The sequence below is a fragment of the Exiguobacterium sp. s133 genome (assembly GCF_018618595.1).
In the GTDB taxonomy this organism is placed as follows: domain Bacteria; phylum Bacillota; class Bacilli; order Exiguobacteriales; family Exiguobacteriaceae; genus Exiguobacterium_A; species Exiguobacterium_A oxidotolerans.
Genome location: NZ_JACSMK010000002.1, coordinates 72,228 through 86,794, shown reverse-complemented (window position 1 = coordinate 86,794; position 14,567 = coordinate 72,228). Strand labels below are relative to the sequence as shown.

Below are 14,567 nucleotides of genomic sequence, written 5' to 3'. Positions count from 1 at the left end.
CTCGAAATCGTATTCGACGAAATTGTCGGATACGATTTTTTTGTAGTCCAAAACATTCAGTAATGAGAATTTGCACATATGATGATACAATGAGTAAGCTATTATGAAGATTAGCTATATTTTAAGAAAGAGGTGAGTCGATGGCTTCGACTACAACAGAAACAAAGACAAAGACGAATTATGTCGTTCTTGGATTATTGATCGGGATTTTAGTAGCGGCGATGGACAATACAATCGTTGCAACAGCAATGCCGACGATTGTCAGTGAACTGAATGGTTTTGATCAATATGCCTGGGTCACGTCCGCTTACATGATCGCGACGGTCGCGGGGATGCCAATTTTCGGTAAGTTAAGTGACATGTATGGGCGGAAACGATTTTTCTTATTCGGTATGTTGCTCTTCATCGCAGGGAGTATCCTGTGTGGTGTCGCAGATTCGATTACAGAGTTATCGATTTATCGTGCCGTTCAAGGACTAGGTGGCGGTGCCTTGATGCCGATTGCTTTTACGATCATTTTTGATATTTTCCCACCAGAAAAACGAGGGAAAGTCAGTGGCTTGTTCGGAGCAGTCTTCGGGATTTCAAGTATTTTCGGACCATTGCTTGGAGCCGTTTTGACGGACGCAATTAACTGGCGCTGGGTGTTTTATATCAACATTCCACTTGGTTTAATTGCATTGGCGCTCGTTTCATTTTTCTATAAAGAATCACCGATTCACCGGACTCAAAAAATTGATTATGCGGGTGCCGCGACATTGGTCGCTGGATTAGTCACGTTCCTGCTCGGGCTTGAACTCGGTGGGAAAGAGTACGCGTGGAGTTCACCACAAATTCTTGGATTATTTGGCGCATCACTCGCGTTGTTCATTCTCTTCGGTCTGATTGAACGCCGGGCGGCTGATCCGGTCATTACGTTCAGTCTGTTCAGTCGCCGCCTGTTCGCAGCGACGCAAGGGGTCGCATTCTTTTATGGATTCGTCTTCATCTCAGCAAGTGTCTTCATTCCGATTTTCGTCCAAGGTGTCTTTGGCGGCAGTGCGACGAACTCAGGTCTGATCTTGATGCCGATGTTGATTGCTTCAGTAGTTTCGGCGCAACTCGGAGGACGTCTCCCGAATAAATACGGGTTCCGAAATGTCATGATGCTCTCGGCCGTGTTCTTTGTTCTTGGTGTTTATTTATTAAGTACGATGTCACTTGAGACGACACGGACTGCCGTTACGATTTATATGATCATCTTAGGTTTTGGTGTCGGCTTCAGTTTCTCTTTATTGAATCTTGCAAGCATCAATGGCATCGAGATGAAACGTCGTGGTGCGGCGACATCGATGGGCTCGACGTTCCGGACAATCGGGATGACACTTGGTGTAACGATTCTCGGAATCGTTCAATCACGGACGTTTACGTCATCTGTTAGTGAGCAATTACCTGGCGGCAGCGCACCGGACGGTGGACAGTTCCCGACAGCAGCAGCATTTGCGAAGATGCCACCGGAAGTGGCGACAGCGATTAAAACAGCACTTGCAGATTCGATTTCCTCTGTTTATATGTGGGCGTTGATTCCAGCGATACTGGGTGTCATCTTCGTGTTCTTCATGGGTAATGAACGACCAATCTTAAAAGAAGAACAAGGCGATCGACCACAAACGAAACAAGCATAATTCAAGTCATTTTTGATAGGAAAGAGACTGACGTAAAAGGAATCACTCTTTCACACGCGTGTTTTTCTCCAACAGGAAACAGGATACGCTCTCCTGTGGGAGTCGAATAAAACGAGTGCATACTTTTCCTTTTCGATGTGCGGCTTAGATACACATCAGTCAGGACCGAGAAGAATAGATATCGAAAACGCCAATGAGTCCGTATGTGAAAGACGGAATCATCGGCGTTTTTTTGCGTACAGGGCGGAACGTTCATCCTCGACTCCTATGGGAAAAGGAAGCGCGATCAGCGCTTCCGTCAGGAATAGGGAAGACCCGGCATGACCGCATGAAACGCGGGTTGCTGCGGCTTACATTCCGCCCGTGGAAAGCGAGGATGTCGGAACCGTCCGTCACTAAGACTGATGTTAGAGTAACTTTGGAGTCAGCCCTTTTTTTGTATTCAAGAAATCGAGGCTTCTACAGGAAGCGCACAGATGAATATTAGCTTTTGAACTAGGGTGTAGGAAAAGCGACATTGGGCAACATGTTTTATGTAGACGAGTCGAGATGGGGAAGCGCGGTCAGGGCAGGCCATACCTATAAAAACTTTTTAATCTTCATAAGGGTTAGTCTACAGTCTGTATAAATAACAGTTCCTTTTGACGCGACAAAAAAACACGCCCCGAGATGGGACGTGTCCGAAAAAATTATTTTTTAATATCGAATGTCGTGCTGAGGAAGTTGACGACGTCTTCGGCTGTATCCATGTCGAGGACTTGCTCAACGATTGCTTCACACTCTGTTTTGTTCAGGCGCGTCATCAAGCTGCGTGCGCGAAGGACAGAAGAAGCAGACATTGAGAATTCGTCGAGTCCGAGTCCGAGGAGGATTGGGAGTGCGAGTTCTTCTCCCGCCATCTCACCACACATGCCGACCCATTTACCGGCTTTGTGTGCTTCTGTGATGACGTTGTTCAAGAGGTTCAAGATGGCAGGATTGAACGGTTGGTAGAGATACGAAACTTTTTCGTTCATCCGGTCTGCCGCCATTGTGTATTGAATCAAGTCGTTTGTTCCGACAGAGAAGAAGTCGACTTCTTTCGCGAATTGTTTCGCCATGACTGCTGTCGCCGGAATTTCGACCATCATTCCGACTTCGATGTCGTCAGAAACCGTTACACCTTCACCTTGAAGGTTCGCTTTTTCTTCAAGAAGTAACGCTTTTGCTGCACGGAATTCTTCGAGTGTTGCAATCATCGGGAACATGACAGCAAGTTTGCCGTATGCACTTGCACGAAGCAACGCACGAAGTTGTGTCCGGAACAAGTCAGTTTGGTCCAGGCAAAGACGAATTGCACGGTAACCAAGGAACGGGTTCATTTCGTGTGGAAGGTCAAGGTATGAAAGTTCTTTATCCCCACCGATATCAAGTGTCCGGATGACAACTTTTTTATCGCCCATCGACTCGAGAACTGTTTTGTATGCTGTGAATTGCTCATCTTCCGTCGGGAACGTTTCCGCATCCATGTAGAGGAACTCAGTCCGGTAGAGACCGACTGCTTCCGCACCGTTTTCAAGTACACCTTTGACATCGTTTGGTGTTCCGATGTTTGCTGCAAGCTCGACGTGATGACCGTCTGCTGTAACTGTTTTTTCGTTTTTGAGTTTTTTCCATTCTTCTTTTTGAGCGATATATGCTGAGCGTTTTTCTTCGTACTCTGCGATTTGTTCGCTTGAAGGGTTGACGATGACATCGCCTTCCGCTCCGTCAAGAATCAAGAAATCACCGTGTTTGACTTCAGTCAAGACGACTTTTGTCCCGACGACTGCTGGAATTTCAAGAGAACGTGACATGATCGCCGAGTGCGAAGTCCGTCCACCGATGTTCGTCGCAAAACCTTTTGCGTACTTCCGGTTGAGTTGGGCAGTGTCTGATGGTGTTAAGTCTTCTGCAATGATAATGACTTCTTCGTTGATTTGTGCAGGTGTGACGAATGTAATACCGAGAAGATGTGCCATTGTCCGTTTTGTTACGTCACGGACATCAGCTGCACGTTCGCGCATGTACTCGTTGTCCATCGATTCAAAGATTGTCACCATCATTTGTGAGACTTCGTCGAGTGCTTGCGCTGCGTTCGTTTTGTCCTCGTCGATTTTTGCGTTGACTTGGCTGACGATTTCAGGATCTTCGAGGATCAACAAGTGAGCTGAGAAGATTTCTGCTTTGTCTGCACCGAGTTCTTTTAATGTGTTCTCACGGATGATTTCGAGTTCACCTTTTGATTGAGCGATCGCTGCCTGGAACCGTTCTTTTTCAGCCGCTGAATCCTCGATTTTATTGTTTGGAATGTCAAAGACAGGTGTTTCCATCACGAATGCCTTTGCAATCGCGATCCCTGCAGAAGCGCCAATTCCCTTGATATGTTGTGCCATGTGCATTACCCTCTTTTCAGTAAGTTTTTTTCGCCGCAACGACGTCGTTTCTCTGCTATCTATAGATACCCATAAACGCATCTCTCTTAACGGGTCGACTGCGAACTCTCCCTTTGAATGAAAACGTAGACATTTCTGTCGTTACCAAAATGAACGTTTCTATGAAGTGCCTGTACTTTTCACCTGTTAATCCTATCACATTGTGAAACGGGCAACAATTGTTTGGAGCCGTGCATTTCGACAAATTACCGAACGTCAAAAATGAGAGCGTTTTCAAGCTGCGTGATGGCTATCAGTTGGAAAATGGCGCAAAACACTTCATACTTATTAGTAACACTAAAGGGGGATTTTTAAGATGCGATTAAAACAAGTAGATCAGCAAGCAGACATCGAAGTACTCGTCGTCGGTATCTCAGGAAATGCACAAATGGAAGAACGGATTCAGGCACTTTATCCGGAGCGGTTTGATGAGTGGGTCCGCGGTGGAGATATTTCGACGAAACAAGGCGAACTCCGGTTATTGCCGACGTTGACGGGGACGATTGCCCGTGTGTTATTTGTCGGTCTTGGTAAAGCGGACCGTCTATCTCAAGATGAGTTACGTCGACTGTTAGGAAAAGCCGCCCAATTTTTAAAAGTCCGGAAGCTATCGAACGTCACGGTTGATGCTGCGACATTCCCGGGGAAACCTGTCGAGTTGATCGCTGAGACGTTTGCACTTGCTACATATGACGTCAAACACTACAAAACAGGTCCAAGCGTTTCGTACGAACTCGATTTGACGATTTGGTCCGATGAAGGGGAACAAGAAGCAGTACGCGGGCATGCCCTCGCTGAAGCAACGAACTTAGCCCGTCGTCTCGTCACGATGCCTGGGAACATCCTGACGGCGCCGGCACTCGCTGACGAAGCTCGTTTCATTGCGGAACGTCATGGACATGCGTTAAAAGTCATTGAAAAAGAAGAAATGGAAGCACTCGGCATGGGGGCGATGCTTGCCGTCAATCAAGGCTCGACAATCCCGCCGAAAATGATCGTCCTCGAATATAAAGGGGCGGGTGATGCAGCACCAATCGCCGTCGTCGGAAAAGGTGTCACGTTCGATACAGGTGGTTACTCGATTAAACCAAAAGACGGTATCGTCGGCATGAAGGGGGACATGGGTGGTGCAGCAGCCGTCCTCGGCTTATTCGAAGCCCTCGGTCAACTCAAGCCGAACGTCAACATCCTTGGAGTGATTCCGGCAACGGACAATATGATTTCAGGTGATGCCTTCAAGCCGGATGATGTCATTACATCGATGGCTGGAAAAACGATTGAAGTCTTGAATACGGATGCGGAAGGGCGTCTCGTCTTAGCGGACGCTGTCACCTATGCAAAAGAATACAATCCGAAAATGATTATTGATCTCGCGACATTGACGGGTGGAGTGCTCGTTGCGCTCGGGACAGAAATCACGGGTGCCTTAACGAACGACCAAGCTTTGTACAGCCGTTTTGAAACCATCACAAAAGAGACGAACGAGATGATTTGGCAGATGCCGTACGTCGATCAATTCATTAAACAAGTGCGCCGGTCGGAAGTCGCTGATTTAAATAACTCACCGGGACGGATGGGACACATGATCTTTGGCGGAGCGTTCGTTGGTGAATTCGTCGGGAAAACGCCATGGCTCCATCTTGATATCGCCGGAACATCAGAGCAAAAATCAGCATCGGAGCTTGGTCCGAAAGGTGCGACAGGTGTCATGGTGCGAAGTCTTTACCGGTTCGCTGAACAAGAAGGATGAGATGGCTGAACGTCCTCTTACTCATCATGACGGTGCTCAGCATCGTCTGGTATGTAGAGTCGGGTTCACGCGTTTCGCTAGCGTGGGCTACGTTTTTAGGAGTCTTCACGGTCTTGTCATTACTGAAGGTGCTACGGGAGAAAACGAATGCGCGTCACCGGGATTGACGCGGCAAAAGCCGGCTGGGTCGCTGTCTCGATTGAAGAGGGTCAGTTTTCCTATCAAATCGTCGAACACCTCAATCAACTCGAAAATAGCGACGTGCTCTACATCGACATGCCGATCGGGCTTGAAACAGACACAAGACGAACCGTCGATCAGCTGTTACGAAATGAGCTGAAGCCGGGGCGGACGAGCAGCGTCTTCAATGCACCATTAGTGTCGGCGCTTGATGCATGTGACTATGCCACCGCGAACGCGCAGTCAAAACAAGCGGCAGGACTTGGCTTATCAAAACAAGCCTGGTACTTGTTACCGAAGATTCAGGAAGCGCGTAGTTATTACCGGGACGGGATGTACGAGTCGCATCCGGAAGTTTGTTTTGCTCGCTTGACCGGTCACCCGGCCCGCCATAACAAAAAGACGGTCCAGGGGATAAAGGAGCGGACAGAATTGTTACGACAGTTCGCATGTCCTGCTTTTTGGGAACAATCCGTCAAAGGGGTTGCGACTGACGACTGGATTGATGCCTGTCTGCTTGCCGTCGCGGCGACTTGTCCGGTGGAATATCTCCCGAACCATCGACCGGTTGATGCGACGGGTCATCCCTTATATGCGGCAGCACCTAAAAAATCACCCTCACCGGAATGGTGTGGGTGATCCTTTAATAAAGTCCCATAAATAATGAAAGATTTGTGCATTATATAACGCTTTGATGATGACGGCGACGAGCGGTCCGAGAATCAGACCAAAGACCCCGAAAAATTTAATCCCGACGAACAAGGCAATCAGTGCCGTAATCGGCTGGATGCCGATATTGTCACCGACGATTTTCGGTTCCATGATATTACGCTGCAAAATGACGACTGCATACAGAATACCAAGTCCGATCGCAAGTCCCGTATCTCCTGTGATGATCGAGTAAGCAATCCACGGTAAAAAGACAGACCCTGTACCTAGATACGGCAAGATGTCAAAGAAAGCGGCAATAAAAGCAATCGCAAACGGATGATCGACACCGAGAACCAAAAGACCGATTAAGACGATGAAAAATGTAATCGTAATCAATGTCAATTGGGCTTTGATGTAGCCGAACAGGGCGGACCGAAGACTCGAAACGACCGTTTCTGCACGTGCGAACCAGGGGAACATCTCATACTGTTTCATCCTGATTTCATATTTGTGCCAGTCTTTCGCGAGGAAAAACCAGGCGAGCAGAACGATGACGAGAATCAAGGCGATTGAAGGTAAGGTCGCTAACACACTTTGCAACATCGTGGCGATACTTTTAGATCCCTCGCCGATGAAGCTTGCAAGTGAGCTTCCGAGTGATTCGATACTGTTTTGAACCGTATTCTGTTGTGACGGACCGAGTGACCGGAGCGCTTCCGAAGCGTCGTTCCACATCGGGGCCAATTTGTCATTGTAGAGCTTTTGGAAGTAGAGACTGAGTTCCTGAATTTGGTCCGGGAGTTGATTGGCGACGAAGACGAGTCCTCGAATCAGTTGCATGACAATCAAGACGAGTGAACCAATCAAAAGACCGCTCATTAAGATGATGGACAATAACGCACCCCAACCACGGTTGAGTCGAAGACGTTTTTGGAAAAAGTCGACAAGCGGACGACTGAGTAGGGCTAATAAAAATGCGAAGACGAACGGATACATCAACGAAGACAGGCGGATGATGATAAAACCTGTGAGAAACAAGGCGAGTATGACACCGATGAAACGAGCCAATTGCCAAAGACGTTCAGTCGACACGAGCAACACCTCTTATATATATGTAATACCATCATCATAGCATGTTAAGGAACGAGAACGTAGTTCAAACAGAGGAGGAATTTCGATGAAACGAAAAGAAGTGGGACTAATGGTTTCCTTGGCGATCGCAAGTGGTGTAGCCGTCCGTGAATGGCGTAAAAACCGAAAATTTACTGAGCAGTATCAACGACAAACGCAGCAGCAGTTGATTAAAGAAATGATGGAGGTCGAGACGGATGCAGGAGATGATTCTACTTCAACAAAAAGTCGATGAGACGATTCGAGCGTTAGGTGGTTATTTTCGTCCGCTCTCTGGCCTCGCGCGCTTGATTGAAGAAGTCGGGGAAGTGGGAGAAGCGTTAGAAAAAGAGGACACGACGTTACTTTGTGCCGAACTCGTCGACGTGTTAATGATTTCAACATGTCTGTCAAACCAATACGTGACCGATTTAGCCTCGGAGCATCAGCAGTTGAAAACAGAACGGGACGAAGCGGATGCCTCGTTTTACCGACTCGTTCATGAAGCAGGTCAGGTCGCCCGGGTCATGAACGGCTACGAAGGAGACAAGCCACCGAAAAAGACAGATGCAACGCTTACGGTCGGTACGTCACTCGCCCGTCTGCAGCGCGAGTTGTTCCGGTTTGCCCGTCCATTAGGTCTTGATTTGTTAAAAGAAATCGATCGGACGAATGAAAAGAACCTCGTGCGTGACAGTAAGCGTTTCGCACTGACACGAGACCCCATTACGGAGGCGACGATTGATCATTACCGGAGTGCGACCGGCAGTGAGGAGCGACTCTGGGGTGCGCCGGTGTATGAAGCGGAACGTTCCTTAGAAGAGAACATCCAACAGGCACTACCGTCGTTGCGACGCTTTTTACGGTGTGCTCGTAATGAGGGAATCGAGGCATTTGTTCTGGAAGCACCGATTGAGCGAAGTGATCAATTGGTCGCTGTCAAAGAACAAGCAGAAGAAATCGGACGGATCATCAAGGAACAAACCCCTTTGTCCTTTAAAGAAGCCCCGTACCGAATCGATGTATATGCTTCACAGTTAGGGCCGGTGTCACCGTTTCACTCAGAGGACGAACACCGGATGTTTTTGTTGCTTTATATTGATGCGTAATTAGAAAATGACGCTAAAAAGCGAACCGCCTCGTAAGGTGGTTCGCTTTTTGTGTGTTGAAAGAAAACGGTCGGGAAAATCATGTCAGACGATCAGCAACTGCCGTTCGTTGTTCAAGTTGTTGCATGAAGCGAGAAATACGATGGATGGCTTCTTGCAGTTGTTCGATTGAACTGGCATAGCTTGCGCGAACATAACCTTCACCACTCGCCCCGAAGACGGAACCAGGAACGACGGCAACACGTTCTGCTAGTAACAGTTGTTCTGCAAAGGCTTCACTCGTCAAACCCGTATCTCCGATGTATGGAAAGGCATAGAAGGCGCCCCCGGGTGAATGAGTCGGGAGACCGGCTTCATTCAAAGCTTTGACGAAGTAGTTACGACGTTGGCGATAACTACGGACCATGTCAGGAACCGTCTTGTGGCGTGAACGGAGTGCTTCGATCCCAGCGAATTGGACGAGCGTCGGTGCACACATCATGCCGTACTGATGGACTTTCAGCATACACGCCGTGATTTCTTTTGGCGCACAGGTAAAACCGAGACGCCAACCTGTCATCGCAAAGGCTTTTGAGAAACCATTGATGACAATCGTGCGCTCCCGCATTCCAGGTAACGTCGCGAAGCACGTCGCCTCTTCCTCATACGACAACTCTGCATAGATTTCGTCACTGATGACATATAAATCATGTTTGTTTGCGAGGAGGGCGAGATCTGCGAGTTGATCGCACGTCATGACAGAACCGGTCGGGTTGGACGGAAAACAAAAAATGATGGCCTTCGTCCGTGCCGTGATCTTGGCTTCAATCGTCTCAGGAAGAATGGCGAAGCCGTCTTCCGGGCGACAGGCAGCAGCAACAGGAATTCCGCCTGCGAGCTCAATTAAAGGCGCGTACGAGACAAATGCCGGTTCGACGACGATGACCTCGTCACCAGGATTAATCAGCGTCCGAAAAGCTAAGTCAAGTCCTTCGGATGCACCGGTCGTGACGATGATTTCGTCTTCGACTTGATACTCGATTGCAAATTTTTCGTGCATATAGTTTCGGATTTCTTGCCGTAACTCGACTAAACCGGCATTGGCGCTATATGCCGTATACCCTTGCTCGAGTGCTGCGAAGCTTGCTTCCCGGACGTTCCACGGGGTGACGAAGTCGGGTTCGCCGACGCCGAGCGAGATGACATCTTCCATTGAACCGGCTAAGTCGAAGAAGCGACGGATGCCGGATGGTGCTAATTGTTCGACGCGTTCAGAAAGTGACTTCATGGAGACACCTTCAATCGTTTATCGCCGTCATCCTGACTGAAGAGGACACCATCGTGTTTGTATGTCTTCAAACGGAAATGGGTCGTCGTCGAAATGACGGAATCGAGTGTCGATAGTTTTTCCGAGACGAATTGCGAGACTTCCTGAAGCGACTTTCCGTCAAGGACGACTTGTAAGTCGTAAGCACCTGACATCAAGTAGAGCGACGTGACTTCCGGGAAACGATGAATCCGTTCTGCGACTTCATCAAAGCCGCGGCCCCGTTTCGGTGTAACTTTGACATCGATGAATGCCGTGACGCCATGGTGGGAATTGATTTTTTGCCAATCGATGACTGCCGTATAACCTAACAAGACACCATCTTGTTTAAAACGGGCAATCGAGTCGATGACTTCGTCGACTGGCAGGTCGAGCATTTGAGCAGCGAGTGTCGAATCGACAGGACCACTTTGTGATAGTAACTCTAAGAGTTCTAATTGTTTTTCTGTATACACGGGATTCACTCGCTTTCTGTCAATTGTCCGTCAAACGTCCGGCGTGTCTCACGTAACCGGGCACGGCGTTCAGACTGAACAATATGAAAATTTTTCATTTCGGTCGTTGGCAACTCGTGTTTAGCGACGAGACGGTCGAAGTAGACTTTTCGTGCCGCATCTTGCTGAGCGGATTGATGATTACCGGACGGATTAAAGGCATAGAGGACCGTCGCGCGTGCTGGATGAAGCACGAGGTGGTCCTTCCCGACACGGAGAATCCAGTCCCAGTCCCAGTAGTTGAAGACGTCTTCATCAAACGTACCAAGTGTTTGGTGAAGTGATTTGCGATACATTGATCCGGATGGGATGAACGTCGAGTCTTGCTTCATCGCGTCACGGTCATATGGATAGGCGAATGGCTCCGTATCGATGACGGTCCGGCGTCCATTCTCCCAGCGATACGTAAAGAGTTCGGCATCTGCATACGTCAAGTCTGCCCCGGCTTCTAAATCGCCGAGCGATTCCTCGATATGAGAAGGCAACAATAAATCATCATCATCATGGAGCAAGATGAATTGACCGTTCGCGATTGTCACGCCGTGGTTGCGAGCCCGGACGTGATGATTTTCAGGTAAGTCGACATGGATAAGTGTTAAGCGGTCTTCAAAAGCACGTACGACGGGAATAATCGAGTCGCCGTTGTTGTTCAAAAGAATCACTTCGAAATCTTGATAGTATTGACGGGTCAATGCTTCGAGCGCCTCAGATAACTCACGTGGGCGATTGTACGTCGGGATGATGACAGATACCATTGGCATGAGAATCGGCTCCTTCAACAAAGACACCTGCAACATCCAGGTGTCTTCATGTATTCCTTACATCTGTTCTTCGATAACTGGAAGTAATTCATTCCATTCAGCGGCTGGTTCTTTCGTTACTGTGACAAAATCACCGTAAGCGAAGAGGTTATCGATGCCATCGATCGTAATCAATGCTGCGAGTAATGCGTCCTCTGGTGTATCGTCTTTTTTGACACTCGTACTTTTTGAGCCGAAACGGTCTCCGTCGAGCGTGATTTTTACTGAGTTCGGGTTTGGTGTGTAGTCTACTTGCATAATAAGTCTCCTTTCAAAGTTCACACGAATCTTCGCACAAAAGTAAATTCGTTGCGAGTGTTGTTAGTTCCTGCTGATCGGGTTGTTCCCCAAACGATTCTTCAAATATTTCACCAATTGCTAGTGCAAGTGGGCTTACTTGATCGTGAATCGTTAATAGCACTAGTATAGCAGACATTTCCGTTGGATAATTTCCTGACCCTAGGAGAAAAGGATCATATTTATTTAAAAGTTCTTCTGAACTCAAAACGCGTTCAACTCCTTATCTCAATATATCTCAAAAGGCGGTGGTCTGCGTTTTTAAATTTGTTTGACCTGATTTTTAATGCAAGGGGTTATTTTTTACTGATTCAGTGATAACCTATATCTTGTACATAAATAGGTTTAAAAACGCTTAAAACGTCTATATATAGAGTGACACTTTAATAGTTCTTTCTATATGTAGGACGTCTTTTTTTAGTTTAGCGCATTTTTTACTGTAATGCGAACCTGTTTAACGATAGAGAATGGGAGTGGTTCATAGTGGCATCTCCACTGAATACAGCACGCATCTATAAGGGTGCAATGACAATAGAAGATGTATATCTCGTGATTCGACAAGTGACAGCGTCTTATCCAGAACTCGACATCGAACGTTATACAGAACGCGCGATTCGGGCGCTCGAAGGGAAAACGCTCCAGGCCGATCAAGTTTACGAACTTTTGACGATGCATGCGCTCGACATGTTAAAAGCAGAGGAACCGAACTGGACGTTCGTCGCGACGGCAACGTACTTAAATCGTCTTTATCTCGAGGCAAGTGAAAATCGTGGATATGTAGCAGATGAACGTTATGGATCGCTTTACACGTTGATTGAAAAGCTCACTGAAATTGGTATTTTCACACCACATTTACTTTCAGCCTACACGAAGGATGAAATCGAAGAACTCGCTGCGACAATCGATCCTTCACGCGACCAACTCTTCACATACATTGGTCTCCGGACGTTAGCGGATCGTTATCTTGCCCGGGATCACGTGAAAAAATTATATGAACTACCGCAAGAACGCTTCATGATTATCGCGATGACGTTGATGCAGACAGAACCGAAAGAACGCCGGGTCGAGCTCGTCAAAGAATCGTACTGGGCTTTGTCGAACCTCTACATGACGGTTGCGACGCCAACGCTTTCGAATGCCGGGAAATCATACGGACAGTTATCGTCTTGTTTCATCGATACGGTAGATGATTCACTCCGGGGGATTTACGACTCGAATACGGACGTTGCGACACTCTCAAAAGGCGGCGGCGGAATCGGCGTCTACATGGGTAAAATTCGTTCGCGCGGATCAGACATTAAAGGATTCAAAGGTGTTTCGAGTGGTGTCATTCCCTGGATGAAACAGTTGAACAACACAGCAGTCAGTGTCGATCAGCTCGGTATGCGTCAAGGTTCAATTGCGGTCTATCTCGACATTTGGCATAAAGATATCCTCGAGTTCCTCGATGCGAAACTCAACAACGGGGACGAGCGATTGCGGACACATGATCTCTTTACGGGCGTGAGTTTGCCGGACCACTTCATGCGTACGGTTGAAGCGCGTGGCGATTGGTATTTATTCGATCCACACGAAATCCGGACGGTGATGGGCTTTAGTCTTGAAGATCATTTCGATGAGACGGAACAAGGGGGCAGCTTCACTGAAAAGTATGAAGCCTGTGTCAACGAACCGCGTCTCAGCCGGACGAAAGTTTCGGCGATCGATCTCGTCAAACGCTACATGCGTTCGCAACTCGAGACCGGAACACCGTACATGTTCTTCCGTGACGCGGTAAACCGTGCCAATCCGAACAAGCATGCCGGCATGATCTATTCGTCAAACCTCTGCTCGGAAATCATGCAAAACATGAGTCCGACGACGGTGACGGAAGAATACACGGAAGATGGAAAAATCATCATTACGAAAACACCGGGTGATTTCGTCGTCTGTAATTTATCTTCGATCGCCCTCGCGCGCGCCGTTCGTTCGGATGTCCTCGAACGGTTGATTCCGATTCAGATGCGGATGCTCGACAACGTCATCGATTTGAATACGATTGACGTCCCGCAAGCACAAATCACGAACCAAAAATACCGTGCCGTCGGTCTCGGGACGTTCGGTTGGCACCATCTGCTTGCACTCGAAGGGATTCGCTGGGAATCGGTCGAAGCCGTCCAGTATGCGGATCGTCTTTACGAAAAAATCGCTTATTTGACGATTGATGCATCGATGCAACTTGCGAAAGAAAAAGGGGCATACCGTTTATTCGAAGGATCAGAATGGCAAACAGGTGAATACATCAAACGTCGTCACTATAAATCAACTGCCGCGCTGAACTGGGATCGTCTCCAAGCAGATATCACAGAGCATGGTATGCGAAACGCCTACCTGATGGCAGTCGCACCGAACTCGTCGACAGCAATCATCGCCGGTAGTACGGCATCGATTGATCCAATCTATAAAAAAGTCTACGCAGAAGAAAAGAAAAACTACAAGATTCCTGTGACGGTTCCGGATTTGACGCCGGATACGAACTGGTTCTATAAATCAGCATTTGAGATTGATCAACTGTGGAGCATTCGTCAAAATGCATCACGTCAACGTCATATCGACCAAGCGATCAGTTTTAATCTCTATGTCAAAAACAACGTCAAAGCGACTGAATTACTCGAGATGCACATGGAAGCATGGCAACTCGGGATGAAGACGATTTATTATACACGTTCGACAACCGTCGAAATCGATGAATGTGAGTCGTGTTCGTCATAAGA

The 14,567-nt window shown here is 47.8% G+C and carries 14 protein-coding genes; 7 read left to right on the top strand and 7 right to left on the bottom strand.

The window, feature by feature from the left end; translation table 11 throughout:
- The first annotated feature begins 140 nt into the window (after window positions 1-140).
- A complete protein-coding gene (locus KNP96_RS02995) occupies window positions 141-1,664 on the top strand; it encodes an MDR family MFS transporter (protein ID WP_214768786.1) in 1,524 nt (507 codons plus the stop codon).
- Window positions 1,665-2,353: 689 nt separating this feature from the next.
- Here the strand turns inward: KNP96_RS02995 and ptsP are convergent.
- Window positions 2,354-4,078 carry a phosphoenolpyruvate--protein phosphotransferase gene (ptsP, locus tag KNP96_RS02990; protein ID WP_214766917.1) on the bottom strand — a complete coding sequence of 575 codons (1,725 nt, stop codon included), beginning with the start codon at window positions 4,076-4,078 and terminating at the stop codon, window positions 2,354-2,356.
- A 355-nt stretch (window positions 4,079-4,433) separates the two neighbouring features.
- On the opposite strand from ptsP, the gene KNP96_RS02985 reads away from it, so the two are divergent.
- Genes KNP96_RS02985 through KNP96_RS02975 form a run of 3 tightly spaced genes read left to right on the top strand, consistent with a single transcriptional unit; the run spans window position 4,434 to window position 6,686 of the window.
- The gene (locus KNP96_RS02985) at window positions 4,434-5,867 is read left to right on the top strand and encodes a leucyl aminopeptidase (RefSeq protein WP_214766919.1); all 1,434 of its coding nucleotides are present in this window, start codon (window positions 4,434-4,436) and stop codon (window positions 5,865-5,867) included.
- The gene (locus KNP96_RS02980) at window positions 5,864-6,034 is read left to right on the top strand and encodes a hypothetical protein (RefSeq protein WP_157898492.1); all 171 of its coding nucleotides are present in this window, start codon (window positions 5,864-5,866) and stop codon (window positions 6,032-6,034) included. Before KNP96_RS02985 ends, KNP96_RS02980 begins: the two co-directional genes overlap by 4 nt.
- On the top strand, window positions 6,015-6,686 hold the full coding sequence (locus KNP96_RS02975) for a DUF429 domain-containing protein (protein ID WP_088837673.1): 672 nt from the start codon (window positions 6,015-6,017) through the stop codon (window positions 6,684-6,686). Before KNP96_RS02980 ends, KNP96_RS02975 begins: the two co-directional genes overlap by 20 nt.
- On the opposite strand, the gene ytvI is transcribed toward KNP96_RS02975, so the two are convergent.
- Complete coding sequence (gene ytvI / locus KNP96_RS02970; protein WP_159173454.1) at window positions 6,666-7,790, bottom strand: sporulation integral membrane protein YtvI; 1,125 nt, start codon at window positions 7,788-7,790, stop codon at window positions 6,666-6,668. The genes KNP96_RS02975 and ytvI overlap by 21 nt on opposite strands.
- A gap of 85 nt (window positions 7,791-7,875) precedes the next feature.
- Between ytvI and KNP96_RS02965 the strand changes: the two genes are divergently transcribed.
- Both KNP96_RS02965 and KNP96_RS02960 read left to right on the top strand, forming a co-directional pair.
- Window positions 7,876-8,064: a hypothetical protein gene (locus tag KNP96_RS02965; RefSeq protein WP_214766923.1), complete on the top strand. Its 189-nt coding sequence runs from the start codon at window positions 7,876-7,878 to the stop codon at window positions 8,062-8,064.
- On the top strand, window positions 8,027-8,917 hold the full coding sequence (locus KNP96_RS02960) for a MazG nucleotide pyrophosphohydrolase domain-containing protein (protein ID WP_251132453.1): 891 nt from the start codon (window positions 8,027-8,029) through the stop codon (window positions 8,915-8,917). The genes KNP96_RS02965 and KNP96_RS02960 overlap by 38 nt, the downstream gene beginning before the upstream one ends.
- A 79-nt stretch (window positions 8,918-8,996) precedes the next feature.
- Here KNP96_RS02960 and KNP96_RS02955 read toward each other — a convergent pair whose 3' ends face one another.
- From KNP96_RS02955 to KNP96_RS02935, 5 genes are read right to left on the bottom strand one after another with little or no spacing between them, the layout of a single operon-like run.
- Window positions 8,997-10,184, bottom strand: coding sequence for an aminotransferase (locus tag KNP96_RS02955; protein WP_088837670.1), 1,188 nt, complete (start codon window positions 10,182-10,184; stop codon window positions 8,997-8,999).
- On the bottom strand, window positions 10,181-10,678 hold the full coding sequence (locus KNP96_RS02950) for an Lrp/AsnC family transcriptional regulator (protein ID WP_051667304.1): 498 nt from the start codon (window positions 10,676-10,678) through the stop codon (window positions 10,181-10,183). Before KNP96_RS02950 ends, KNP96_RS02955 begins: the two co-directional genes overlap by 4 nt.
- A gap of 5 nt (window positions 10,679-10,683) precedes the next feature.
- Entirely contained in the window at window positions 10,684-11,478 is a 795-nt protein-coding gene (locus tag KNP96_RS02945) for a glycosyltransferase family 2 protein (protein ID WP_214768784.1), read from the bottom strand.
- 57 nt (window positions 11,479-11,535) lie between these two features.
- A complete protein-coding gene (locus tag KNP96_RS02940) occupies window positions 11,536-11,775 on the bottom strand; it encodes a NifU N-terminal domain-containing protein (RefSeq protein ID WP_088837669.1) in 240 nt (79 codons plus the stop codon).
- A 13-nt stretch (window positions 11,776-11,788) separates the two neighbouring features.
- Window positions 11,789-12,022: a DUF1871 family protein gene (locus KNP96_RS02935; protein ID WP_214766927.1), complete on the bottom strand. Its 234-nt coding sequence runs from the start codon at window positions 12,020-12,022 to the stop codon at window positions 11,789-11,791.
- A gap of 317 nt (window positions 12,023-12,339) precedes the next feature.
- On the opposite strand from KNP96_RS02935, the gene KNP96_RS02930 reads away from it, so the two are divergent.
- Entirely contained in the window at window positions 12,340-14,565 is a 2,226-nt protein-coding gene (locus KNP96_RS02930) for a ribonucleoside-diphosphate reductase subunit alpha (RefSeq protein WP_251135025.1), read from the top strand.
- Window positions 14,566-14,567: the final 2 nt, after the last annotated feature.

What these genes read in the sequence shown, in the direction of transcription:
- KNP96_RS02995 (WP_214768786.1), top strand. Translation starts at nt 141, where the DNA reads ATGGCTTCGACTACAACAGAAACAAAGACAAAGACGAATTATGTCGTT.
- ptsP (WP_214766917.1), bottom strand. Translation starts at nt 4,078, where the DNA reads ATGGCACAACATATCAAGGGAATTGGCGCTTCTGCAGGGATCGCGATT.
- KNP96_RS02985 (WP_214766919.1), top strand. Translation starts at nt 4,434, where the DNA reads ATGCGATTAAAACAAGTAGATCAGCAAGCAGACATCGAAGTACTCGTC.
- KNP96_RS02980 (WP_157898492.1), top strand. Translation starts at nt 5,864, where the DNA reads ATGAGATGGCTGAACGTCCTCTTACTCATCATGACGGTGCTCAGCATC.
- KNP96_RS02975 (WP_088837673.1), top strand. Translation starts at nt 6,015, where the DNA reads ATGCGCGTCACCGGGATTGACGCGGCAAAAGCCGGCTGGGTCGCTGTC.
- KNP96_RS02965 (WP_214766923.1), top strand. Translation starts at nt 7,876, where the DNA reads ATGAAACGAAAAGAAGTGGGACTAATGGTTTCCTTGGCGATCGCAAGT.
- KNP96_RS02960 (WP_251132453.1), top strand. Translation starts at nt 8,027, where the DNA reads ATGCAGGAGATGATTCTACTTCAACAAAAAGTCGATGAGACGATTCGA.
- KNP96_RS02955 (WP_088837670.1), bottom strand. Translation starts at nt 10,184, where the DNA reads ATGAAGTCACTTTCTGAACGCGTCGAACAATTAGCACCATCCGGCATC.
- KNP96_RS02945 (WP_214768784.1), bottom strand. Translation starts at nt 11,478, where the DNA reads ATGCCAATGGTATCTGTCATCATCCCGACGTACAATCGCCCACGTGAG.
- KNP96_RS02940 (WP_088837669.1), bottom strand. Translation starts at nt 11,775, where the DNA reads ATGCAAGTAGACTACACACCAAACCCGAACTCAGTAAAAATCACGCTC.
- KNP96_RS02930 (WP_251135025.1), top strand. Translation starts at nt 12,340, where the DNA reads ATGACAATAGAAGATGTATATCTCGTGATTCGACAAGTGACAGCGTCT.